This window comes from Alteromonas sp. RW2A1, from assembly GCF_001886475.1.
Lineage (GTDB): Bacteria > Pseudomonadota > Gammaproteobacteria > Enterobacterales > Alteromonadaceae > Alteromonas > Alteromonas hispanica.
On sequence record NZ_CP018031.1, the window covers coordinates 1,088,997 to 1,112,477 of the forward strand.

General features: G+C 44.7%; 23 protein-coding genes. 19 read left to right on the forward strand and 4 right to left on the reverse strand.

What is annotated here, in order from left to right; translation table 11 throughout:
• The first annotated feature begins 2 nt into the window (after window positions 1-2).
• From BM528_RS04855 to nhaC, 4 genes are all read left to right on the forward strand, one after another.
• Window positions 3-1,541, forward strand: coding sequence for a cryptochrome/photolyase family protein (locus BM528_RS04855; RefSeq protein ID WP_071978916.1), 1,539 nt, complete (start codon window positions 3-5; stop codon window positions 1,539-1,541).
• Window positions 1,528-1,668, forward strand: coding sequence for a DUF2256 domain-containing protein (locus BM528_RS04860; protein ID WP_071978917.1), 141 nt, complete (start codon window positions 1,528-1,530; stop codon window positions 1,666-1,668). Before BM528_RS04855 ends, BM528_RS04860 begins: the two co-directional genes overlap by 14 nt.
• A gap of 159 nt (window positions 1,669-1,827) precedes the next feature.
• Window positions 1,828-3,135, forward strand: a complete 1,308-nt coding sequence (locus tag BM528_RS04865) for a DUF2254 domain-containing protein (protein WP_071978918.1) — start codon at window positions 1,828-1,830, stop codon at window positions 3,133-3,135.
• 28 nt (window positions 3,136-3,163) lie between these two features.
• Window positions 3,164-4,591 (forward strand): Na+/H+ antiporter NhaC, encoded by a 1,428-nt coding sequence (nhaC, locus tag BM528_RS04870; protein WP_071978919.1) that lies wholly within the window; start codon window positions 3,164-3,166, stop codon window positions 4,589-4,591.
• Between the two features lie 345 nt (window positions 4,592-4,936).
• On the opposite strand, the gene BM528_RS19045 is transcribed toward nhaC, so the two are convergent.
• Window positions 4,937-5,089, reverse strand: coding sequence for a tyrosine-type recombinase/integrase (locus BM528_RS19045; protein WP_157812665.1), 153 nt, complete (start codon window positions 5,087-5,089; stop codon window positions 4,937-4,939).
• 10 nt (window positions 5,090-5,099) lie between these two features.
• Window positions 5,100-5,930 (reverse strand): hypothetical protein, encoded by an 831-nt coding sequence (locus BM528_RS04875; RefSeq protein ID WP_083595207.1) that lies wholly within the window; start codon window positions 5,928-5,930, stop codon window positions 5,100-5,102.
• Between the two features lie 258 nt (window positions 5,931-6,188).
• Between BM528_RS04875 and BM528_RS04880 the strand changes: the two genes are divergently transcribed.
• From BM528_RS04880 to BM528_RS18775, 4 genes are all read left to right on the forward strand, one after another.
• Window positions 6,189-6,677, forward strand: a complete 489-nt coding sequence (locus BM528_RS04880) for a DNA-binding protein (RefSeq protein ID WP_071978920.1) — start codon at window positions 6,189-6,191, stop codon at window positions 6,675-6,677.
• A complete protein-coding gene (locus BM528_RS18765; RefSeq protein ID WP_071978921.1) occupies window positions 6,643-7,266 on the forward strand; it encodes a TonB-dependent receptor plug domain-containing protein in 624 nt (207 codons plus the stop codon). Before BM528_RS04880 ends, BM528_RS18765 begins: the two co-directional genes overlap by 35 nt.
• A gap of 111 nt (window positions 7,267-7,377) precedes the next feature.
• Entirely contained in the window at window positions 7,378-8,124 is a 747-nt protein-coding gene (locus BM528_RS18770) for a hypothetical protein (protein ID WP_071978922.1), read from the forward strand.
• Complete coding sequence (locus BM528_RS18775) at window positions 8,121-8,666, forward strand: TonB-dependent receptor (RefSeq protein WP_071978923.1); 546 nt, start codon at window positions 8,121-8,123, stop codon at window positions 8,664-8,666. Before BM528_RS18770 ends, BM528_RS18775 begins: the two co-directional genes overlap by 4 nt.
• 43 nt (window positions 8,667-8,709) lie before the next feature.
• Here the strand turns inward: BM528_RS18775 and BM528_RS04900 are convergent, their stop codons facing one another.
• Complete coding sequence (locus BM528_RS04900) at window positions 8,710-10,122, reverse strand: heavy metal sensor histidine kinase (RefSeq protein ID WP_071978924.1); 1,413 nt, start codon at window positions 10,120-10,122, stop codon at window positions 8,710-8,712.
• Window positions 10,112-10,789: a heavy metal response regulator transcription factor gene (locus BM528_RS04905; protein WP_071978925.1), complete on the reverse strand. Its 678-nt coding sequence runs from the start codon at window positions 10,787-10,789 to the stop codon at window positions 10,112-10,114. Before BM528_RS04905 ends, BM528_RS04900 begins: the two co-directional genes overlap by 11 nt.
• Before the next feature lie 334 nt (window positions 10,790-11,123).
• Between BM528_RS04905 and BM528_RS04910 the strand changes: the two genes are divergently transcribed.
• From BM528_RS04910 to BM528_RS04960, 11 genes are all read left to right on the forward strand, one after another.
• A complete protein-coding gene (locus tag BM528_RS04910; protein ID WP_071978926.1) occupies window positions 11,124-11,483 on the forward strand; it encodes a hypothetical protein in 360 nt (119 codons plus the stop codon).
• 99 nt (window positions 11,484-11,582) lie between these two features.
• Window positions 11,583-12,098, forward strand: coding sequence for a DUF411 domain-containing protein (locus tag BM528_RS04915; RefSeq protein WP_071978927.1), 516 nt, complete (start codon window positions 11,583-11,585; stop codon window positions 12,096-12,098).
• On the forward strand, window positions 12,098-13,459 hold the full coding sequence (locus BM528_RS04920; RefSeq protein WP_071978928.1) for a TolC family protein: 1,362 nt from the start codon (window positions 12,098-12,100) through the stop codon (window positions 13,457-13,459). Before BM528_RS04915 ends, BM528_RS04920 begins: the two co-directional genes overlap by 1 nt.
• Window positions 13,459-15,459, forward strand: a complete 2,001-nt coding sequence (locus tag BM528_RS04925) for an efflux RND transporter periplasmic adaptor subunit (protein ID WP_071978929.1) — start codon at window positions 13,459-13,461, stop codon at window positions 15,457-15,459. Before BM528_RS04920 ends, BM528_RS04925 begins: the two co-directional genes overlap by 1 nt.
• A complete protein-coding gene (locus BM528_RS04930) occupies window positions 15,456-18,590 on the forward strand; it encodes an efflux RND transporter permease subunit (protein ID WP_071978930.1) in 3,135 nt (1,044 codons plus the stop codon). The genes BM528_RS04925 and BM528_RS04930 overlap by 4 nt, the downstream gene beginning before the upstream one ends.
• 131 nt (window positions 18,591-18,721) lie before the next feature.
• On the forward strand, window positions 18,722-19,291 hold the full coding sequence (locus BM528_RS04935) for a peptidase (protein ID WP_232230572.1): 570 nt from the start codon (window positions 18,722-18,724) through the stop codon (window positions 19,289-19,291).
• Window position 19,292: 1 nt separating this feature from the next.
• Window positions 19,293-21,125: a 2Fe-2S iron-sulfur cluster-binding protein gene (locus BM528_RS04940; RefSeq protein WP_071978932.1), complete on the forward strand. Its 1,833-nt coding sequence runs from the start codon at window positions 19,293-19,295 to the stop codon at window positions 21,123-21,125.
• Window positions 21,126-21,143: 18 nt separating this feature from the next.
• On the forward strand, window positions 21,144-21,545 hold the full coding sequence (locus tag BM528_RS04945; protein ID WP_071978933.1) for a copper resistance CopC family protein: 402 nt from the start codon (window positions 21,144-21,146) through the stop codon (window positions 21,543-21,545).
• Window positions 21,546-21,559: 14 nt separating this feature from the next.
• Window positions 21,560-22,474 carry a copper resistance D family protein gene (locus BM528_RS04950; RefSeq protein WP_071978934.1) on the forward strand — a complete coding sequence of 305 codons (915 nt, stop codon included), beginning with the start codon at window positions 21,560-21,562 and terminating at the stop codon, window positions 22,472-22,474.
• A 12-nt stretch (window positions 22,475-22,486) separates the two neighbouring features.
• Window positions 22,487-22,966: a YybH family protein gene (locus BM528_RS04955; protein ID WP_071978935.1), complete on the forward strand. Its 480-nt coding sequence runs from the start codon at window positions 22,487-22,489 to the stop codon at window positions 22,964-22,966.
• A 26-nt stretch (window positions 22,967-22,992) separates the two neighbouring features.
• Window positions 22,993-23,478 carry a nuclear transport factor 2 family protein gene (locus BM528_RS04960; protein WP_044447436.1) on the forward strand — a complete coding sequence of 162 codons (486 nt, stop codon included), beginning with the start codon at window positions 22,993-22,995 and terminating at the stop codon, window positions 23,476-23,478.
• The last annotated feature ends 3 nt before the right edge of the window (window positions 23,479-23,481 follow it).

A 23,481-nucleotide genomic window follows, 5' to 3' on the forward strand; every position in this document is an offset into this window, starting at 1 on the left:
TCATGGCTTCACTTATTCTTGTATTGGGCGACCAGCTAACTGAAACACTTCCTGCTATTGCCGAAGCTAAAAAAACCGTAGATACCATATTAATGGCAGAGGTGAGAGAAGAGGCCACCTATGTAAAGCATCACAAAAAGAAGATTGCGTTTTTGTTTAGTGCCATGCGCCACTTTGCTCGTGAGCTTGAAAGGCAGAACTACAATGTTGACTATGTAAAATATGATGACAAGCACAATCAAGGTAGTTTACTGGAACAAGTCAAATACAGTTTAGATAACGGTGATTTTGAAAGCGTGGTTGTTACATCGCCAGGTGAACATCGTTTGTTGAATAGTTTTCAACAATGGGAAAGTACGCTAGGTGTTCCAGTTCATATATGCGAGGACAACAGGTTTCTAGCGACGCCACAAGAGTTTAGCGACTGGGCTGAAGGCAAAAAACAATTACGCATGGAGTTTTTTTATCGCGAAATGCGCAGAAAGCATGATGTGCTAATGGACGGTAAAAATCCTGTAGGCGGAAAATGGAATTACGACGCACAAAATCGTGAGTCCATGCCCGAGGCTCATAAGGTGCCAAAGCACAGCACCTTTGCCATAGATGAGATCACAAAAGACGTTTTGGCGCTTGTAGAGTCACAATTCTCTGATCACTTTGGCGACCTAGACAACTTCTTTTTCGCCGTTACGCGAAAAGACGCACTGGAAGTGTTGAATACATTTATAGAAGAACGATTGCCCAACTTTGGTCAGTATCAAGACGCAATGGTGGAAGGCAAACCATGGTTGTACCACTCACATATCGGGTTTTATCTGAATTGTGGACTGTTAACGCCAAAAGAAGCAATTGAATCTGCCGAACAGGCGTACCATAGCGGTCAAGTACCACTAAATTCTGCGGAAGGTTTCATTAGGCAAATATTAGGCTGGCGAGAATATATTCGCGGTTTTTATTGGTATTTTATGCCCGGCCTCAAAACTGACAATTACTTTAACAACCAGCGTGACTTACCCAATTTCTATTGGGATGCACAGACTAATATGAACTGTATGCGTCAGTGTATTAAAGAAACAAAACAGAATGCGTATGCCCACCATATTCAGAGGCTGATGGTTATAGGTAATTTTAGTCTGCTGACTGAACTTAGCCCAGAGCAAGTGCAAGCATGGTACCTTTCTGTTTACGCCGATGCATATGAATGGGTAGAACTGCCAAATGTGGCAGGCATGATTTTGTACAGCGATGGTGGAAACCTTGCTAGTAAGCCCTATGTGGCTAGCGGTAGTTACATCAACAAGATGTCGAATTACTGCAAAAACTGTGGCTACCAAGTATCCAAAAAGACAGGGCCAAAAGCGTGCCCATTTAATTATTTGTATTGGCACTTTATAGACAAGAACAAAGATAAATTAAGCAACAATCACCGTATGGCGATGATTTTAAAAACCTACGGAAGAATGAAAGAAGATAATATTAATGCAATGAAAGAAGACGCCGCTGCATTTTTGACGAAGATCACGAAAAATGAAGAAGTCTGATTTACCCACAAAAATGTGCCCCGTGTGTAACCGTCCTTTTACTTGGCGTAAAAAGTGGGAACGGGATTGGGAAAACGTGCGATATTGCTCAAAACGCTGCGCAGGTAATAAGAATAAGACACAGTAACACTTGTCAGCGCAACTCCGTTATAAATACAAATTAAACAGTGGTGCTAGTTAAGCTGCAGAGGTAATGTAGCTGATACAAAAAAGAAATGTTACAGAGAGTACAGCCAAACTGGCGTACTCGCCACACTAGGTATCATACAGGTTTTGGAGTTAGGGTATGGACACACCGCTGTCGGTAGACAAAGTACGGTTTTTATTATTTAGTTTTAAAGAGAAACTTTGGATAAAGCCTCTAGGTTTTTGTGTGCTTTCCTTGCTAGCTGTATTTGCGGCAAAGATAGTTGATGGAACATCATTAGCCGAGCATATCCCAAAGATTGAGCCCGATTCAGTGACTACCTTGCTCTCTATCATGGCATCAAGCATGATGGTCATCGCTACCTTTTCTGCCGGCACCATGGTAAACGCCTATGCGTCTGCAAGTCAGTCTTCTACGCCTCGCTCTCTCGGGCTTACTATTTCAGATGATGTGTCGCAAAACGCACTTTCAACGTTTGTGGGCGCATTTATATACAGTGCTGTGGCATTGACGGCCATGAGCCAGAAGTTTTATGGAGAAGCTGGTGTATTTTTCCTCTTCTGTATCACTTGCCTTGCGTTTGCTATCGTTATTCTTACTTTTATTCGTTGGGTAGACAGCGTTGCCCGCTTGGGGCGAGTAGAGTCAACCATGTTAAAGGTGGAAAGCGCAACTGAGCGGGCAATTAAGCAACGCATTGAAACACCGTGTTTAGGCGCTGTTCCCGCAAGCGAAATAAGCGAGCAGGGGAGTTATGCCGTTCAATCAAATGAGGTTGGATATATTCAATTGATTGATATCGCTAAAATACAGGAATGGGCGTCAGATAATAATGTTTTTGTGAATATTGCCATGCTTCCCGGTGAGTTTGTCACACCGGATAAAAATATCGCGTTTGTAGATAAAGACGTTGATGTCGATGTAATAAAAAGTGCATTTAGCATAAGTACATCACGCTCATTTGAAGCCGACCCCAGGTTTGGTTTTATCGTATTGGCGGAGATTGCATCTAGGGCACTATCGCCATCGGTAAACGATCATGGTACTGCCATAGGCACTATAAGCAGCATTACCCGTTTGCTGCTTTTATGGTCTAAAGATAACGTGGCAAGTAATGAGGATAGACAGCAGCAGCCCGATTACGAAGTAAAATACAGCTGCATTTCGGTACCAGAAATATCTGTTAAAGACATATTTGACGATGCATATACCAGTATATCAAGAGATGGCGCCGACAATATTGAAGTAGCAATTCGCATCCAAAAATCTCTTCAAACACTAGCACAGTGCTTCGAAAACAACGATAGTCATGTGGCTGAAGATTTCAAAACAAATGCTAAACACTTTGCAAAGCTTAGCTTCGAGCGCAGTAAGCAGCAGTTAAATTTCGAACCGGATATCGAGCGTTTAGAGAATGTTTTTTCTGATTCTTTTATAGAGCAGTAAATTAATTCTGGCCCTCTTGAGAGTTAAAATGTCCAATCAAACGTCTACGTCTTCAATTGCTGCTTCACAACAGCCATCATTTCAACACTCGCTTGTGTGCTTCGCCGCTGTCGTTATTACCATAGCGGGCGGTCTTTTTGGTCTTGGGATAAGCTTACATGCGCTGATGTTTGTTTGCCTTTTATGGACTGGTGTAAACGCGGCTTTTATCGGATTTAACTATCTACAAATCCGCGAATTAATGACCTCGTCGCTATCGAAAGCCATGCCTGCTATCTACATATTTATACTTATCGGCATGGTGATCTCCAGTTTTATGCATAGCGGTACAATAGCTACCTTGATGTACTACGGTCTTAGCTGGCTTAGCCCAAGTTTGTTTTTAGCCGTTGGATTAGTACTTTGTGCCATTATGTCTGTCGCTACCGGTACTTCATGGGGAACTGTGGGAACCTTGGGCGTGGTACTCATCGGTATCGGAAGTGCTATGAGCATTCCACTTCCGTTAGTAGCAGGCATGATTGTGTGTGGTGCAACATTTGGCGACAAAATGTCTCCCATTTCAGATACCACTAATCTTGCTGCCATGAGCGCTGGAACCACTTTATTCAGGCACATCTATGCCATGCTGTTTACCACTGTGCCTACGTTTATTCTCACTTTGATAATCTTTTTAATAATCGGGTTTAGCCACAGTTTTGGGAATGCCGATCAAAATCTTACCTTTAGTTCTATTACCCAAATTCAAACAGCGCTAAATAAAGAATATAAGCTGATGCCTTTAATAACGCTTCTTCCTCTTTTACTACTTGCCACGCTCAGCATTAAAAAAGTAGCGGCAGAAGTCAGTATGTCGTGCAGCATTGTACTTGCCGTACTGATTGCCATTTTTTATCAGGGTGAAAGTAATATAGAAAGCACGGTAATTGTATTAAACGCACTGTGGGAAAATACGCCAGCATCGACAGGTATAGCTAACCTGGACGCACTTTTAGGTCGCGGTGGTATCACCAGCATGAGTTGGACTTTACTGTTAGCGCTCATGGCCATCGCGCTTGGCGGCATTCTGCATGGTGCAGGCTTTTTAAGCGCTTTACTAAAAGGCAGTATTGCAAGAGTAAAACGGACGGCAAGCCTTATCGCCACAACTATAGTATCGGGGTTTGTCGGAAATATTGCGATGGGTGAAGCTTACATATCAATAATACTCAACTGCCAATTGTTTAAGGAAAAGTATGACGACCAAAAATTAGAAGGCGCCATACTCTCACGTTCTGTGGAAGAAGGTTCAACAATGACAACAGCATTAATTCCTTGGACTACGGCAGGCGCTTTTTACGCAGCCACTTTGGGAGTGGATGTTCTATCTTATTTACCTTACGCGTTCTTTAATTATTTAAATGCGATAGTCGCAGTGATAATGGCCGCCGTTGGCATAGGTCTATTGAAAAAGTAACTCTTTAAACTGCCACAACACTTACATAACCATTGAGCTAATTGGTTTTAAAAGCGAGTCGAAAAGCGGCAAGTAAAAAGTAGGGCGCTTGGCTTGGGTCGCTTGAAAGATATACGTGAATTTTTAAACCTTAGGCAATAACAACCAATACAAAGCCAGAGCCAAGGACAAACGATAAGTACAATTGAAAGAAAAAGTAAAAGGAAAAACTAAGCTAAATACTAAACCGTTTTTCTTTATTAATTAGCGGTCATACTAAAGGTATAAGTCAGCATAGTAAAGTGCTAGTACAATTAAGCACTAACTAATCTAATCCAGCTAATTTCGATGTTGAAAATAGCGATTTTAAGGCTCGTTCGCAGTTATTCGATTTGGAAAAGCCTCGCTATGATTGAGATATCGCATTGCAGATTGGATGTCTTTCCAGCCCACATACTGCATCAATTCATGTAATGACCATCCTTGATGGTTTGCCCAATGAGCAAATCCGCGCCGCAATGAGTGGCTACTAAATGCCTTGGAATTTGGTATGTTTGATTGGAATTAAACTCGCCGGAGTATTGCCGGGATACTGCCGGGATACTGCCGGGATACTGCCGGCACTGATAGCGTTTGTATTGATTTTCTCCCATCTATCAATCTTACGAAATACCGGTCCATCATCCAGCTCCATCTGCGCTGCAAACTCTGAAATAGCGTTGACTGGGCATAATGTTTTAAGTGCAGGTACTTCAAAGTACATCCCTTGGTTATGCCGGTCGGTTTTGGATTGCCTTACATAACCACGAAGACAGACATTATCGATGATCTCCAAATCCTCAAGCATTAACCGGGATAACTCGTCAATTCGAAACCTTCGCCAAAATCCCAATAACACCAGAACTTTATCACGGTAGCCGCGTATTACGCTGGCATTGTTTACAGAAGCGCTAATTTGCGCGTCCAACGATGCAGTGATCTGTTGCAAATGTTCTATTTGTAATGGATGCGCCTGCTTTGGCTTTTTACTGTGAACTGCCTGGATCCCTCGCATGATTTTACGGACGTGTACAGAAGAGCAGGGGTCAGCAAACCCTTGCGTTTTATGCCATTGACTGAGTGCAGCTAGTCGTGTCCTCAGCGTACTGGGGGCCAAGCTATCAGCATACGACACCAGATAACGTCCGATATTCTCAGGCGTCGTCGGTAACTTGCCACCCCAATGCACCTCAAAATGCTCGACTGCTGAACGATACGTTTCTCGCGTGTTATCCCGGGTAGCCGCATTGATATACCGTGAAATTCGCTCGGCGAGTTCCTGCTCATGCGCTTCATTGTGTTGAGAGAGTGATTTCGCCACGAAGAGATGACACCATCCGGTCAGTACAGTACTGGTTAGCAAGAATAGGGCATATTAGTCAGTCAAGATAGCATAAACCATGATTATCGCTTGTTTATATTTCCCTATTTTGATTTCGAATGCTTCAAACATTATACTGTATATACATATTACGTAATAAAGTACATTATAATGGCGCGAACCGGCGTGACGCTGACAAACGTTAAACAAGCCACAGAGGCCATCATTGCGCGCGGTAACAGTGTGTAGATCGACGCTGTGCGCGCAGAGCTCGGGAATACGGGCTCAAAGAGCACTATTCATAAGCATTTGAAACGCTTAACCGAAGGGGGCGCAAATGCGCCGGTAGAAGTCTTACTGTCTGAAGAATTACAGCAGCTTGTAAGCCACGTTGCGGCGCGATTAAAAAAGGAGACGCATGCCACGTTGGTTGAACGTGAAAGTAGGTTTAAAAAGTCACTTGACGAGCAGGCGGCTTGCGCAGTCGCACTATCGGAGCAAAACGATACGTTGCAGGCTCAGATTGCGCGAGCTAACAATGACATCGCTGAATTGACTCAATATGTGACTGACATCACAGCGGCGCGCGATACAGCACTTCGCGAGTGTGATCGTTACGAACAACGGCTCGCATCAATGACACAGGAAATCCAGTTACTGACAACGCATAATCAATCATTAGAGGACAAGCACGTGGATGCGCGTGCGGCGCTTGAGCTCGATAGGGGATTCAGCGGTACCTGTTGACATTATCAGCGCAGAAGAATTTAAAAGTACCGGGTCCACCGACATCACGACAATGATGCAAGCCGCCGTGCCATCCTTTAATGTTAACGACCAACCAATTAATGATGCTTCAACCCTAGTACGTCCCGCGAATTTAAGAGGGCTCGCGCCGGACCACACCTTGATACTGGTGAATGGAAAACGGCGTCATCGCTCAGCGGTTATTACGTTTTTAGGTGGTCTAATATCCGACGGTGTGCAAGGGCCTGATATATCCGTCATACCGTCTGTTGCACTTAAACAAGTTAAAGTATTACGGGACGGTGCGGCAGCGCAATATGGCTCTGACGCAATTGCTGGCGTGATCAACTTTGCGCTTAAAGATGACGCTGAAGGAGGCCTAGTGGAATTTAATAAAGGTCAATATTATGAAGGGGATGGCGCAACGACGATGGTCGCGGGCAATGTTGGGTTGCCATTGACTGATCAAGGGTTTGTCAATCTCTCTCTAGAATATCGAACGGCCGATCCCACGTCACGAAGCGTACAACGCGATGATGCGGCGGCGCTGATTAACAATGGCAACACGTTCGTTGAAGATCCGGCGTAAGTCTGGGGGAGTCCTGAAATAAAAGGGGATCTCAAGTTTTTTGCCAATGCAGGTTTGGAGCTTGATTAAAACAGTGAAGCGTATTTATTTGGTAACTATGCGAGACGAGAAGTGGAGGGCGGGTTTTACTTTCGAAACCCACACAACCGCGGTGGTGTCAATGATGGCGGAACCAATGACAGTGGTGAGCAATTATTACTGGTAGCCGACTTGACGCCAGATCTATCGGGCAACTGTCCGACCGATATAGCCGTCGGCTCAAACGTGCTAGACAACCATGTTTATATCAACCAAGTTGCAAACAATCCTGATTGTTTTGCATTCAACGAACTCTTTCCTGGTGGATTTACCCCCAAATTTGGGGGGATCGTTACTGATGCTTTATTGGTTGTTGGTACTCGTGGAGAATTGGATAACGAGCTAAATTACGATGTCAGTGGTGCTTATGGTACTAATGAAATCGATTATGCCATTAGCAACACCATAAATCCGTCATTAGGACCGGAGACACCAACATCGTTTAATCCCGGGCGCTACATTCAAACAGAAGCGAGCTTCAATATCGACATCAATAAGTATATTGATATTGGCGGGAATGAGCCGTTGTTCTTAGCCGGGGGCATTGATTATCGATATGAAGCGTTTGAAGCCATCGCTGGGGATCCAAAGTCCTACGAAGTAGGCCCTTTAGCCGCACAGAGATTTGGTATCGGTTCAAACGGCTTTCCTGGGCTAGCCGCTCGGTTCCAAGGCAAGAATAGTCGTAATAGCGCAGCGCTGTATATTGATTCGGAGTATTTCTTTAGCGACGATTTTATGGTGGGGCAGCTATTCGGTACGAGGACTTTAGTGAAGTGAGTTTCTTCACAAATGACTTTGCAACGTCAACACAAGGTATTGATGTCGTCGCTAATTATTCAATGGAAATGTTGGGAGGAGATACGGTTTTCTCGTTTGCGGGGAACTGGACCGGTACAGAAGTTGATGATGTTAAAACGTTCGATGTGAATGGTGAGCAAGTCCAAAACATTTCACCCACTCGCATTCGAATGATTGAGGATAATTTGCCTGAATACCGCTTCAGCCTGACTGGCAATCATACGAATGGCGATTGGCGGGTATTAACGCGCCTTAATTATTTTAGTGACATTTTTGAAGATCACATCGATGCCGGTTTACCCATAGAGGAAGTGGGTGCGGAATACACGGTCGATTTTGAAGTTGGTTATCATATTAATGAATCATTTATTATGACACTAGGCGCTCGAAATGCGTTTGATAACCTCCCTGATGAAAATGTGCTTTATGATACCGAAGTGGCGGGTTCAAAGTACCCAACGACGTCACCCATTGGCATTAACGGCGGTTTCTATTATTTAAAAGGCGTGTATACCTTTTAGTCCAACGGGCGTCTCGAACTAACACTTGCGTGTGTTCGAGGCGTCAGCTACGCAATGGAAAGATGACCGTGAACGTGGTTGCCTGCTCATCTGATCCCACTTGTATATGTGCACCGTTAACTTCAAGAACAGATCTCGCAATGGTTAATCCTAATCCAGCGCCTTGCCCGTCACGTTTTCGAGATGGATCCGCGCGGTAGAAACGATCGAAAAGGCGAGAAAGTTGAATGTCAGGGATCTTATTACCTGGGTTTGAAATCGATATCAATGCTTCGTTATCCTGTATTTGAGTAGATACGGTTACTTCTGCATTATCGGGAGTGTACCGAATGGCATTAGATAACAAGTTGCTCAGTGCTTGTAGAAACATCGATTTGTCGCACATTAACGTTATTTTGTGACCAATAAGTTGAATGCTGATGTGCTTCTCTTCGGCCAAGAGCTCAAAGTATTCGATTAATCCACCGATTTCTTTCTGACAGTCTATCCGCTCAGCGTTGGGTTTGATCAAGCCATGCTCCGTTTGTGCTAGTAACAACATGTCACTGACCATTTTCGACATTCGCTCGTACTCTTCTAAGTTAGAATATAAGATGTCAGTGTATTCATTCGTCGAGCGTGGTTGATTGAGTATGACTTGGGTCTGTGTAGTCAGGTTGGTGATAGGCGTTCTTAGTTCATGAGCTATGTCAGCGGAAAAATGGGACAGCTGCTCAAACCCGCTTTCAAGTCTCTCAATCATCGCATTAAAGGACTCCACCAGATTAGCAAGCTCCACTGGGACTTCGGTGGGTTCCAACCTGATATCCAATTTATCCGCGGTGATGGAACCGATTTTGCGACTGAGACGTCGTAAGGGGGAGTGACCACGATAAACAGCAAACCGCGCGGCTAAGATCGTAATAGCCCCAGACAATACAATGATCCCCCACAATGTTGTCTCGAAGTCTTCCATATAGTTCATATGAAATTCCATGTTCGAGGCAACGATGACTTGATAATGTGTTTGGATGTTGCCGTCTTCAATACGCACGGTTATTTCCGTTGCCCGTAACATATGTTCGCCGTCGAAAAAGAGGCTTAACATGGATGGCGTTATTTGTTCTATTTCATACGTATCCCCAGGGTATTTTTCTAGCACCGCACTCTCACTGCTAAAAATAACTTCGTTGTCTTTATTTTTAACTAAATAATAGACACCGTGATGCCCAGAGACAGCTTGGAATAATATGCTAGACGGTGCAACCCCTTCACTATACGCTGTATTAAGCTTGCGTTTCACGGCTAGAAACACCTCATTCAGCTCATCTGCATCCTGCTCTTCAAAATGCTGAGCAATCGATTGCTGCACAATAAGACTTATAAACGTTAGGCACACAAAGATAGTGAGCCCAACAAGTATAGTGACCCGAAAGGCGAGAGAGCTTGGTCGCTTTGATAGATCCTTAAGATTCATTACTGCACATTTTATATCCCATCCCTCGCACAGTCTGAATGAGCTTTGGTGAAAAGTCATCATCGATTTTTGCTCGAAGACGGCGAATGGCGACATCAATCACATTGGTATCGCTATCAAAATTCATATCCCATACTTGCGAAGCAATAAGAGAACGCGGCAATACCTCGCCTTGGCGTCTCACCATTAATTCTAATAAGGTGAACTCTTTAGTTGTCAGGTTTATTGTGCGCCCACTTCGCGTGGCAATACGCGAAGGAATGTCGAGCTCCAAATCGGCTATGTGTAAAATATTATTGGGCACGGACGTGCCGCGGCGGATCAACGTGCGCACACGCGCTAGCAGCTCAGCAAATGCAAACGGCTTCACTAAGTAATCATCTGCGCCGAGCTCTAAACCTTTAACACGGTCATTCACATGATCACGAGCAGTAAGAAAAAGAACCGGTGTATGATTGTTAGACTCTCGTAACGATGACAATATTTTCCAACCATCGATATCAGGCAGCATGACGTCTAAGATGATCAACTCATATTCACCGAGCATGGCTTTGTGATGGCCATCGAGGCCGGTCCGAACTAACTCAACAACAAAGCCCGATTCGGCAAGGCCTTGTTTGATGTAGTCTCCAGTTTTTGTTTCGTCTTCAACGACTAATATTTTCATGCGATGTTCCGCCCGTTTTACTTATGATAAGCCCGCTTACAATATTAATGTACGTAACGAAACCGTGAAACGAAACACCTACTATGTAGGTCGCTTTGTAATTTCGCTAATGTCCCGTAATCTTAATGCTGAGCGCTATCAAGATGTTAGCCCTTAGGTCGCTGATTATGCAATGAAATCCTTGCCTTTGATCTATGATAATCCGTCTAATTGCATTTATTACCGAATTGTAATGTAGGGGTAATCTGGTTGTCAGGCGAGGGTGCTAACATCACCAGCCATTAATAAACAGTCATTGACTACTGTCTGCCAAACACCAAGGAACGACGAGACCGTGAAAAGCGCCTTCATTCACTTAATTATTGTGATTGCATTGCTCAGTGTGCAAATGAGCGAGTCATTTGCATTCGCGCAAATGCCATGCAGTGACGAAATGGCAGCGGAGATGGAGGTCGGATCTCACGATATGCACAGCGCTCATGACATGATGAAACACTCGCAAAGCGATGATATGAATGATTGTTGTCAGCAAGATTGCTGTTGTCCAATGGCGATGTTTCATATTGGTCTTCTCTCTAGTCATGCTCATTCGTCACCCGAAGGCGTGTCGCTGAGTATTCAGTCTCTTAACCCAAACCTAAACCAAATCTTTTTAGGTGGATTGCAGCGCCCTCCGAAACACTCTCTCATTTAAGCAGGATAAGTCCGTCTAGAATTCGGGCAATGATATCGCTTGTTAGTCGAATGTTCGTAGCAAGCCATTTATTTAAACAATAGAAATGAGAAAGTAATTATGTCAATTATTACGCATCGCTCGATGTGGATAGCCTTGGTGTTTGCACTGTTTTTATCAGCATGTACCGACGCAACACAGACAAATAACGATTCAGAGGCAGTGACTGAATCCCCGATAACGTCCTTAACAGTTTACAAAAGCCGTTCTTGTAAGTGTTGCCAAAAGTGGGTGAACCATATTGAAGAGCACGGGTTCGACGCAGACGTATCCAATGTTACGTTAATGTCTCGAATTAAAGACAAATATGGTGTTGCGCCTAATTACCGTTCGTGCCATACGGCATTGTCCCCAGACGGTTTTGTTTTTGAAGGTCACATTCCAGCAAAATTCATTCAGCAATTTTTAGACAATATACCTGAAGGCGCCATCGGACTCAGTGTGCCGGCTATGCCAATTGGCTCACCTGGTATGGAAGTCGGTGATCAATTTCACCCTTATCTTGTTCTGCAACTCAATGACGATGGCAGCGCAACCACTTATGCCGAAGTTAATACCTATGAGGAGCAATTCTAATGAGACGCTTTTCATTTCATGTCATTGTACTAATGACGCTTTTGAATACTGGGCTCGCCCAAAGTCAAACCAAGTCGGTATTGACATTGGAGCAGGCTGTTGAAATCGCGATTAACAACGATCCTTGGCTTGTAGGCAGTGAGTATCGCGAGCAAGCCATTGTTTCAAGTAGCGTGGCAGCCGCTAGTTTGCCGGACCCGGTAGTTAATATTGGTTTAGCGAACTTACCAACAGATGGATTAGCATTCGATCAAGAACCCATGACGCAACTTAAGGCAGGGGTTTCACAGATGTTCCCCAGAGGGGATTCGTTAGATATTCGTTCTCGTCAATTAAGAGAGCAAGCCGCCGAGCACCCATTAATGCGTGCTGATCGCATCGCCCGCACACGTGTGCAGGTCTCTGATATTTGGCTTGAAATTTATCGCGCGCAGCAGAGTATTAAGCTAATCCATCAAGATTGGGCATTGTTTGAGCAACTCAGTGACATTGCCAAAGCGAATTATGCGACCGCCCTTGGACGCGTGCAACAGCAAGACATCATTAGGGCAAAGTTAGAATTGACGCGGTTAGATGACAGATTAACAAAACTACAAGCACTGGAAGAACGCGCAACAGGTAAGTTATTGGAATGGATCCTAAAAAACCAGCAGTCTGCACGCCAACTTGGCTTTGATGCATTTAGCGCGTTGCAGTTGCCTAATACATTACCTGCCATTGCAAAAATCACTGACAACACGTTGTTAATGGTAGAAAGAAAAAACCAACAACAGCTCGCGGAATTACTCGCAGATCATCCTTATATTTTATCCATTAATCAACGTATCAGAGCGAGTCAAACCGGGGTTGAGTTAGCTAAAGAAAAATACAAACCCCAATGGGGCGTAAATGCCAGTTACGCTTTTCGCGATGATACCCCGGCAGGTGCAAGTCGAGCTGATTTCTTGTCAGTCGGTGTTAGTTTTGATTTACCTATTTTTACTGAAAACCGTCAAGACAAAGAAGTCTCTGCAGCCGTAAATCAATCAGAAGCCATAAAGACTGACAAGTTACTCGCACTGCGCGAAATGATGTCTGCCATCCAGTCGTTATACGCTGAGCGAGAACGTTTAACTGACAGGCAATCGTTATACAACGACGAGTTATTAGCACAAATGCAAGAACAAGCAGATGCGTCCTTGAATGCCTACACCAATGATGACGGCGATTTCGCCGAAGTTGCTCGCGCGCGTATCGCGGATTTGAATGCGCGTATTGATGCATTGGATATCGATGTGGATCTCGTCAGAACAAACATTCGACTTAATTATTATTTCAATACCACCGCAGGTATTTCCAAGACTCAATTCGGAGAACAATAATGAATAACACGAAAGCCATTATTTTAGGATGTGTTATCGGCGGTGCAATGACTGCGTTAGCATATACATCCCTACTTCCTTCTGATGCACCATCTAACGCAGCAGGGCAAAGCACAGAACCCCAGCCACTCTATTGGGTGGCACCGATGGATCCCAATTACCGTCGTGATGAACCGGGTAAATCTCCGATGGGAATGGATCTCGTCCCCGTTTATGAGGAGAGCACCGGAGGTAATGAAGGTCCGGGAACCATTAGCATATCACCCAATGTAGTTAATAATTTAGGGGTAAGAACAGCATCGGTTCAACGCCGCTCGCTGCATGTCCCTATTCGTACGGTTGGCTATTTGCAATACAATGAAGACACCTTGATACATATCCACCCACGCGTTGAAGGTTGGGTAGATACACTGCATGTGAAAGCCTCGGGAGAGTATGTCAAAAAAGGCGAACCATTGTATTCGCTCTATTCCCCAGAATTGGTCAATGCGCAAGAAGAGCTGCTGATCGCGATGCGCCGCGGGAGCGACGATTTGATCAATGCTGCTCGGTCGCGGTTAGATGCGTTGCAAATGCCAAATGAAGCGATTCAGTCCTTAATATCGAGCAAAAAAGTTCGTCAAACGATCACTTTTTCGGCACCGCAAACCGGGTTTGTTGACAATTTAAATATCCGCGAAGGATTCTTTATCAAGCCAGGCAATACCCTCCTATCCATTGGTGCGTTGGATGAGGTGTGGGTTGATGCTGAAATCTTTGAACGGCAATCCGCGCAAGTCACTGTTGGACTTCCCGTCACAATGACGTTAGATTTTTTACCCGGCAAAACATGGGAGGGTGAGGTTGATTACGTCTACCCCACACTTGAACAGAGCACTCGAACGCTACGGGTTCGGTTACGCTTTAAAAATGCCGATTACGCGCTTAAGCCGAACATGTTTGCCCAGATCACAATACATTCAGACTTTGACTCAGACAACGTTCTTGTGCCATCAGAAGCGGTTATCAGAACCGGCACGCAAGATCGTGTTGTCTTGGCGTTGGGTGACGGGCAATTCAAGTCCATTGCCGTAGATGTAGGTCGAGTGGTAGAGGACTACACTGAGATTACTACAGGTCTCATCGACGGGGATCAGATTGTCACCTCGGCACACTTTTTACTCGATTCAGAAAGCAGTATCAGTTCAGATTTTAAACGGATGGAAGCACCTGGTGCACTCCCGTCGTCGGTTTTTACCGAAGCCACCATCACCGATGTTATGCCCTCACATAACATGATAACAGTGAACCATGGCGCCATCAGTGAATGGGATTGGCCAGAAATGACAATGGATTTTACTGTCGCTAACCACGTAGACCTAACGAGTTTGCGGCAAGGTATGGGGGCGCATATTGAAATTAGTAAAGAAAACGATGGTCAGTATGTGGTAACGACGGTGCATATCATTGACGACAATGCTGATACACAGACGATAAATGGACGCACTATATGGACTGAAGCAACGATTAATTCGGTTATGCCCTCACACAAAATGCTAAATCTTGACCACGGAGCAATTGAAGCGTGGGATTGGCCCGCGATGACAATGGATTTCTTTGTTGCTGACACTATCGATTTATCACAGTTGAAAGCTGGTATGGATTTGCATATTGAAATCACCAAAACCGGTGATAGCGACTATCTGGTAACAACCATCCATGTAAAATCAGCAGAACCAAGTTCAGCGCAAAGCGCAATGGTGACAGGCACCATTAATGCCATCAATACGCAGTCTCGTGTAGTCAATATTTCACGTGAAGCGATCCCAAAGTGGGATAGGCCTGCGGCAACTCTTGACTTTACCGTGAGCGACGATATCGATATCAGCCAATTTACGGTCGGTGCTGACATTACATTTACGTTTGAGATCACTGACGGCAACTTTAGGATCCTGAGCATTCAGTCTGAAAGCCAAGATGCTTCGATGGATCATAGCAACCATGGAGGAGCACACGAATGATCGCTGCTATTATTCGATGGTCAGTTTCCAACCGCTTCTTCGTATTACTGACGACCTTAATTATTATCGGCGGTGGTTTATTCACGATAAAGAATACACCAATTGATGCATTGCCCGACCTATCTGATGTCCAGGTCATCATTAAGACGAGTTACCCTGGACAAGCACCTCAGGTGGTTGAAGATCAGGTGACTTATCCGCTTACAACAGCGATGTTGTCGGTACCAGGCGCTAAAACAGTCAGGGGTTATTCTTTCTTTGGCGACTCATATGTCTACATCATTTTTGATGACAGCACGGATCTATATTGGGCCCGAAGCCGCGTATTAGAATACCTGTCTCAAGTTGCTCCCAATTTGCCTGAAAATGCTCGGCCACAATTAGGCCCAGATGCAACGGGTGTGGGTTGGGTTTACTTGTATGCATTGGTTGACCGCACAGGCAAAAACGACATATCACAACTACGTAGTCTGCAGGATTGGTTTCTCAAGTACGAACTGCAAACCGTTCCCGGTGTCTCTGAGGTTTCTGCGTTAGGCGGTATGGTAAAGCAATATCAAGTTAAAGTTGATCCTGAAAAACTGCGGGCTTATGGGATCCCGCTATCGCATATTCAAACGGCCATCAAAAGAGGCAACAAAGAAGTTGGCGCATCTGTTATTGAAATGGCTGAGGCTGAATATATGGTCAGGGCGACAGGGTATATTTCAAGCAAACAAGATATCGAAACGATCCCTCTCGGCGTGAATGAAAATGGTACGCCGCTGTTGGTTAGGGATATCGCGGATGTGCAATTAGGTCCCCAAATGCGCAGGGGTATCGCTGAGCTGAATGGCGAAGGAGAAACCGTAGGCGGCATCGTTGTTATGCGATTTGGAGAAAATGCTCAAACAACCATTAACGGAGTCAAAGCTAAACTCGACGATCTTAAAAAAGGATTGCCGGATGGCGTCGAAATCGTCACGGTTTACGATCGCTCAGCTTTGATTGAACGGGCGGTAGATAACTTGGCCTCTAAACTGGTAGAAGAGTTTATCGTCGTTGCCCTAGTGTGTATCGCGTTCTTATTTCATGTACGCTCTTCGTTGGTCGCAATTATAAGTATTCCTGTCGGAATCATCACGGCAATCATCGTGATGTATATGCAAGGTATCAATGCGAACATCATGTCCTTGGGGGGGATCGCTATTGCTATTGGTGCAATGAGCGATGGGGCCATTGTCATGATCGAAAATATGCATAAGCATATGGAGCGAACCCCCCTGACGAAAGAAAATCGATGGCAGGTCGTCATGGATTCAGCGTCTGAAGTCGGACCTGCGCTGTTTTTCAGTTTGTTGATCATCACCGTTAGTTTCGTACCAGTGTTTACACTAGAAGCGCAAGAGGGCAGGATGTTCTCGCCGCTTGCATTCACCAAAACATATGCGATGGCCGCTTCCGCAGCTCTTGCTATCACCTTGGTGCCAGTTTTGATGGGGTACTTTGTGCGCGGTAAAGTACTTGCGGAGCATAAGAATCCTGTAAATCGGTTCTTGACGTTTTTATACATGCCAACACTGAAAACGGTATTACGTTTTCCCAAGTTGACCATGCTGGTCGCCGTTATAGTACTGGGAATTGGGCTTTGGCCAATTGATAAGATCGGTAGCGAATTTATCCCGCCGCTTGATGAAGGTGACTTAATGTATATGCCGACGACTTATGCCGGTATTTCGATAGGTAAAGCACGCGAGTTATTGCAACAAACCAATAAACTGATCAAGACCGTTCCTGAGGTCGAAACGGTGTTTGGCAAGGTCGGCCGAGCCGATACGGCAACCGATCCTGCGCCATTAACAATGATAGAAACGTTTATACAATTAAAACCTCAAGATCAATGGCGCGAAGGCATGACGACACAGGATCTGATCAAAGAATTTGATGCTGTGGTTAATTTGCCGGGGTTAACGAACGCATGGGTTATGCCAATTAAAACGCGGATTGATATGTTGGCTACCGGTATTAAGACCCCCGTTGGCATCAAGATTGGAGGTCCAGATCTTATGGAAATTCAAAAGATTGGTCAACAAATTGAAACGATACTTTCAGATGTTGAGGGCACGGCATCCGTTTATTCAGAGCGCGTTGCCGGCGGGCGTTATGTCAAAGTCGATATCCAACGTGAACGGGCCGCTCGCTATGGTCTAAACATAGCAGACGTTCAACAAGTTGTTTCTAGTGCCATTGGAGGAATGAATGTTACACAGAGCGTCGAACGATTAGAGCGCTACCCAGTGAATATTCGATATCCACAATCATATCGCTCATCACCTGAATCATTGTCATTGTTGCCTATTGTCACACCACAAGGCAAACGCATTGCGTTGGCTGATGTCGCGGATGTGTATATTGAAGATGGTCCCCCAGGCATTAAAAGTGAAAATGCACGCCTTAATGGCTGGGTGTATGTGGATATTGATGGCGTAGACATTGGCTCTTATGTCGTCGCGGCGCAGCAGGTCGTCAGTGAGGAGCTGGTATTGCCTGCAGGATACTCCATAACGTGGTCGGGACAATATGAATATATGATGCGGGCAAAAGAAAAATTAACCTATGTAGTGCCATTGACTTTAGCTATTATCGTGATCTTGTTATACCTCAACTTCCGCAATTTTATTGAAGTAGCGATCATCATGGGAACGTTGCCTTTATCGATGGTCGGTAGTATTTGGCTTATGTACTTAGAGGGGTTTAACTTTTCAGTGGCAGTGGGCGTTGGCTTCATTGCATTGGCCGGGGTCGCTGTCGAGATTGGCGTCATTATGCTGGTGTACTTGAATCATGAGTACCAGGCGTTAATCGACAAATGCAAAATGGACGGTATCAAACCCACCGTAGGAATGCTAACCGAAGCCGTATTGCATGGCGCGGGTTTGCGTGTCCGGCCAGTCATGATGACGACCGCAACCATTATATTCGGACTATTACCGGTACTTTATGGCTCAGGTACGGGGTCTGAAGTGATGAGTCGTATCGCTGCGCCCATGGTGGGCGGGATGGTCAGTGCGATTTTATTGACGCTACTTATTTTACCAGCCATTTATTTAATATGGCGAAAACAGCAGCTCAAAACGATGAGTAATTGGTAGTTATGCGTCGCCTTGCTCGTCGGTTACACCGATACCTACTGTTGATTGTCGGTGTGCAGATGCTCCTCTGGTCAGTGAGTGGACTCTACATGGTCTGGTTTGATATCCACTATATTCATGGCGATCATTTCATGAAAAGTTCGCCCGCGCTTTCATCATTGTCAACGGTAAACGTTGGCTTTGATGAGATAGTCGCTCGCTACCCTGATGCTAAGTCAATCGTTTTGGGCAGTGTGGGGGAGATGCCGGTTTACCGATTAACCCTCGCCAGTAAGACGCACCTGATCAGCGGCTTATCAGGAGACGTCATCCAACCGTTGTCAGACAAACAAGCCGCCGCCATCGCAATGTCCAGGTCAAGTCGGTCGTATGAGGTCGACAATGTGACCTTGCTGCGTGAAAACGAAGAGGATAGTGCGGTTGGGCAACGAGGACGTCCATTATGGCGTGTTGAATTTAAAGGCGCACTTGCGCCAACATTTTACGTCAGTCAAGACACAGGTACGGTTGAATATATTCGACATGCCCCTTGGCAAGTATTTGATTGGTTATGGCGCCTCCATATTATGGATTACCAAGAAGGTGAAGACGTTAGTAATACACTATTAGTGAGCATGACTATCATAGGGCTGTTGGCCGCATTAGCAGGCTTGCTATTGCTGCCTTATTCCTTTTCGTCATCGCGAAAGGCAGCTGACTGAAATGTTCTGGCGGATCATTCACAAATACCTTGCATTAATTGTGTTTTCACAATTAATGGTTTGGCTCGCTACGGGTTTTTTACTTGGACAGGCTGAGCACAGTAAACCGCTCTCCAGAATCGCAAGTGACGCTATTGCAGGAAGTGTATTAACGCCAAACCTAATATCCGTCGAGAACGTCCTTATACGCTCACCCAATGCACTCTCTATTGAGCTGCTTAGCTTGTTGGGAAACCCGACCTATAAGGTTATGACGCACTATGCTAGACATGCCAATGAAAGAGAGTATGAGTTAATAGACGCGATAAAGGGAAATAAAATAGAACTAACAGCGAACGATATCCGTGATCTGGTCAACAATCAGTTCCGGCTAACTTCGCCTATTCAAGATTTGCGCCGTGTTGATCCGCCGATAGAGCATCTACCCAAAGAGCAACAATCGGTTTGGCATGTACGTTTATCAGACAGAGAAACGACACACATTTATGTCCGAGCATCGACAGGGGAATTAGCCGGCGTCGTCGATAGCAACAGGGAATGGACAAACTTGTTGATGCTATTGCACTTTATGGATTATCAGAACACCGGCTCATTTAATCACTGGTGGATCAAGGCTCTCGCGTTACTGACTGTGCTGTTGAGTATTTCAGGAATTACGTGGCTGGTTAGCCTCGTTAAAAATAAGCAAGTATTCATTGGGTGGTCGTATAGAAAGCAAGACTTAGTGGTACGAGATCAGCAAGGTTACCTCCAAAACGTCGTTGCTAAGGACAATGAATCACTTCTGGATTGTCTACAGCACAACGCCCTTTCTATTGGGTCAGTATGTGGGGGAGGGGGAACATGCGGCCAATGTATTGTGCGCCTTGATCCATCGGCTGCCATTTCAGTTGCAGAACGATACCGCTTATCTCAAGACAGGTTGTTGTCCGGGTATCGTTTAGCTTGTCAGCAAAACACTGATTTGAAAGGCAACGTTCAGCTTGTAGAGTCTCCAAACCCCAAAACAGTATCATGCGAGTTGCTCTCAAACACATTCATTACACCCTTTATCAAAGAATTAAGATTTAAATATCAAGGCAGTGTTCCACTGGATTTTAAGCCTGGCAGTTTTGTTCAATTCACGATTAAAGAAGGTCAATCTTTAGCGTTTCCGAAAGACTTACCGAGACGCTATCAGCCTTATTGGCCGCGTTTTGAATCAGCTACATTTTCCCATCCAAACACTGTCAGGCATTATTCAGTTGCAAACCGAAATGATGGTAGTGGCGTGCTTACATTCAATATAAAAATGCAACCGGCACAATCTAACAACCAAAGACCTGGCATCGGTTCTTTTCACCTTGGTAATTTAAGCATCGGCACGGTGGTTGATATAGTTGCGCCTCGAGGGGGATTTAACTTACTTGATGACCTTGGTGTACGAGAAATTGTGTTGGTCGGTGGGGGCTCGGGTATAGCACCTCTAAAAGCTCTAATCGATGAACTAATATTTGGCTTGCATTCGACACTGCCTATAACCCTCTTTTATGGCGCCAAACACCCTGTTGAATTGGCAAATCATTGCTGGTTAAAAGCGGTTGAAACACAGCATTCTAATTTTACCTATCAACCGATTGTTTCAAACGCCTCTTCAATTTGGTGTGGACCGGTGGGGCGCGTGCAAATACCTTTGGCCGTATTTTTAGATACACACCGCGACCTCCATCGGTGTTTGTTTTTCCTCTGCGGTCCTCCGGCAATGATGAACGATGTAACCCAATTACTATTACGCTACTCCGTCAATGAAAATGCTATACAAATCGATTCATTTTCACCATTTACTACTACTTAAAACTACCGAGGTTTATTTATGAAAACACTATTGTCAACGTTCTTACTGACCGCTCTTTTCTTGAGCACAAGCAGTTATGCTCACACATCGTTGAAAACATCCATGCCAAAAAACAATGCGATGTTAATGTCATCGCCTCCACAATTGTCCGTTGTTTTTACTGAGCCAGTTCGTTTGGCCAAATTGACGTTAAATTCTCAAAACGGCGAGCCTGTCGACTTTAATTTTTCTCCATCGATGGAGTCTAGCACTTTCTTTAATTACGACTTACCGACGTTATCGCCGGGTAACTATACCGCACAGTGGATGTTACTTGGTGAGGATGGGCACAAAATGGACGGTTCATTTGACTTCATGGTTCACGGAAGCAAGTCCATGCAAGATGACAAAAAAGCCCATAGTCAACACAAAGACCATTAAAGAGGAAGATTAAAATGGCAATTTGGGAAGTATTGATCCTATCCACCAAGCTTACTGTCTATCTAGGACTGTCGGCGCTTTTAGGCGGATTTCTTATCCTTCTTTTAGTGCCATTTAGTCTGGAAAAACAATCTCAAGTTCGTCTGCTTCTGCAAGGTCATATTATTAAGTATATGGCTATGTTTGGTTTAGTTGGTGTTTTCGCGACTACGTTGGATTTCTTTTTCCAAGTGGGGTCGCTATCTCAAACGGGTTTCACAGGCATGTTTGATGCGGTCATGCGACGTATGGTTGCACAATCTACTTTAGGGACTATTGCAATAAGTCGGCTGTGCATATTCATCGTCGGCATTGCTTTTTGTGGATCGTTTTATTGGCAACTCGCTCGCAAAAAAACGCCTCAATTTATCGTGACTCTTCTTGGTGCAATAATTCTGTGGGGGAGTATTGGATATGTATTCATGCTTTCCGGGCATACCGTGCAACTGGAACGTTCATATGGTTATGCATTAGCTGTGCATGTTATCATCGCGCTAAGCTGGATGGGCGCTCTTTGGCCGTTGTCAGCAGCATGCCTACACCTATCGCCTACACCGCTATACAGTCTGATGCGGCAATTTGGTCATCTTGCTATAGGACTGGTGAGCCTGCTGCTCCTTGCCGGCACTCTGCTAGCATGGGAGCTAGTTGGTTCTGTAGGTAATTTATTCAATCAAATCTATGGACAAAGCCTGCTGTTAAAGCTGGGCTTTGTCAATGCGATCCTGCTGCTTGCCGCATGGCATAAATTAAAATTAACGCCCAAGCTTTTAACGCACAGTAACGCAGCGATAGACATGCGCCGTTCGATCCAAATTGAAATGCTCATTGGACTATGCATTTTTCTGATCACCGCTGTTTTGACTACTGTTCTTGGTCCTCAATCTTAACTTTGGATTTATATGAAAATTAATTACGTTTTAACGACTGTTTTGTCTATTGCGCTGCTTTCATTTAGTACGTTTGCTCATGAGCCACTCAAATCAATAGAGCGCTCTGCAACTCACTTCAGTGGCTTGGATACTGCAGCGGGTCGCAGTGTGCTCGCTTATCACGAAGCATTATCTAATGGACAAGCGGATGACGTCATGAGTGCATTGACATCCGAAGTCATTATTTTAGAGGGATCGCGAATAGAACGCAGTGCTGAAGAATATCGACAACATCATTTACACGCTGATGTGCGGTTTTCTGCGGCTGTCAAAACCACAACAATTGAACATCATGTTCGCGTTTATGGGGATACGGCGGTCTCAATTGCCAGAAGCCACACCCTTGGCACATACAAAGGTAAACAAATTGATAAGCAAGGAAATGAAACACTGGTACTTAACCTTATCAATGGTCATTGGAAAATAAGTCATATCCATTGGTCCCATTAACACTTTAATTTATAGGAAAACTTTAAATGACGTTACTTATGCGAATCTCACTCGTCCTGATGTTAAGCACAACTACACTGGGCGTCTTTGCATCACAGGCAGATGAAGACAAAGCGACGATTGAAGAAATTATCATTGCTATTGAAAACGGTTGGGAGTCGGGCCAAGGACGGCCTTTTTATGAACACTATCTCGACCATAAAGGTGCTCGATACATTGAATCAGGCGGCCAAAACACAGGATTAAGTGATCTCGTCGAAAATCATGTGGAGCCAGAGAAAGAAGTACTCAAACGCCTCACCATCGATATATTGGATATGGATATTACAATTGATGACGATATGGCATGGGCGATTACGACCGTAAATGTGTCTGGTGAAGTAAGAAAAACTGGCTCAACATTTGACAAAAAGGGCTACCAAACGTACTTGTTTAAACGAACGAGTAATGGATGGAAAGTCATACATTCACATTCGTCTACCCGCGATAAAAAGCCCCACAAGCATCATTAAGCG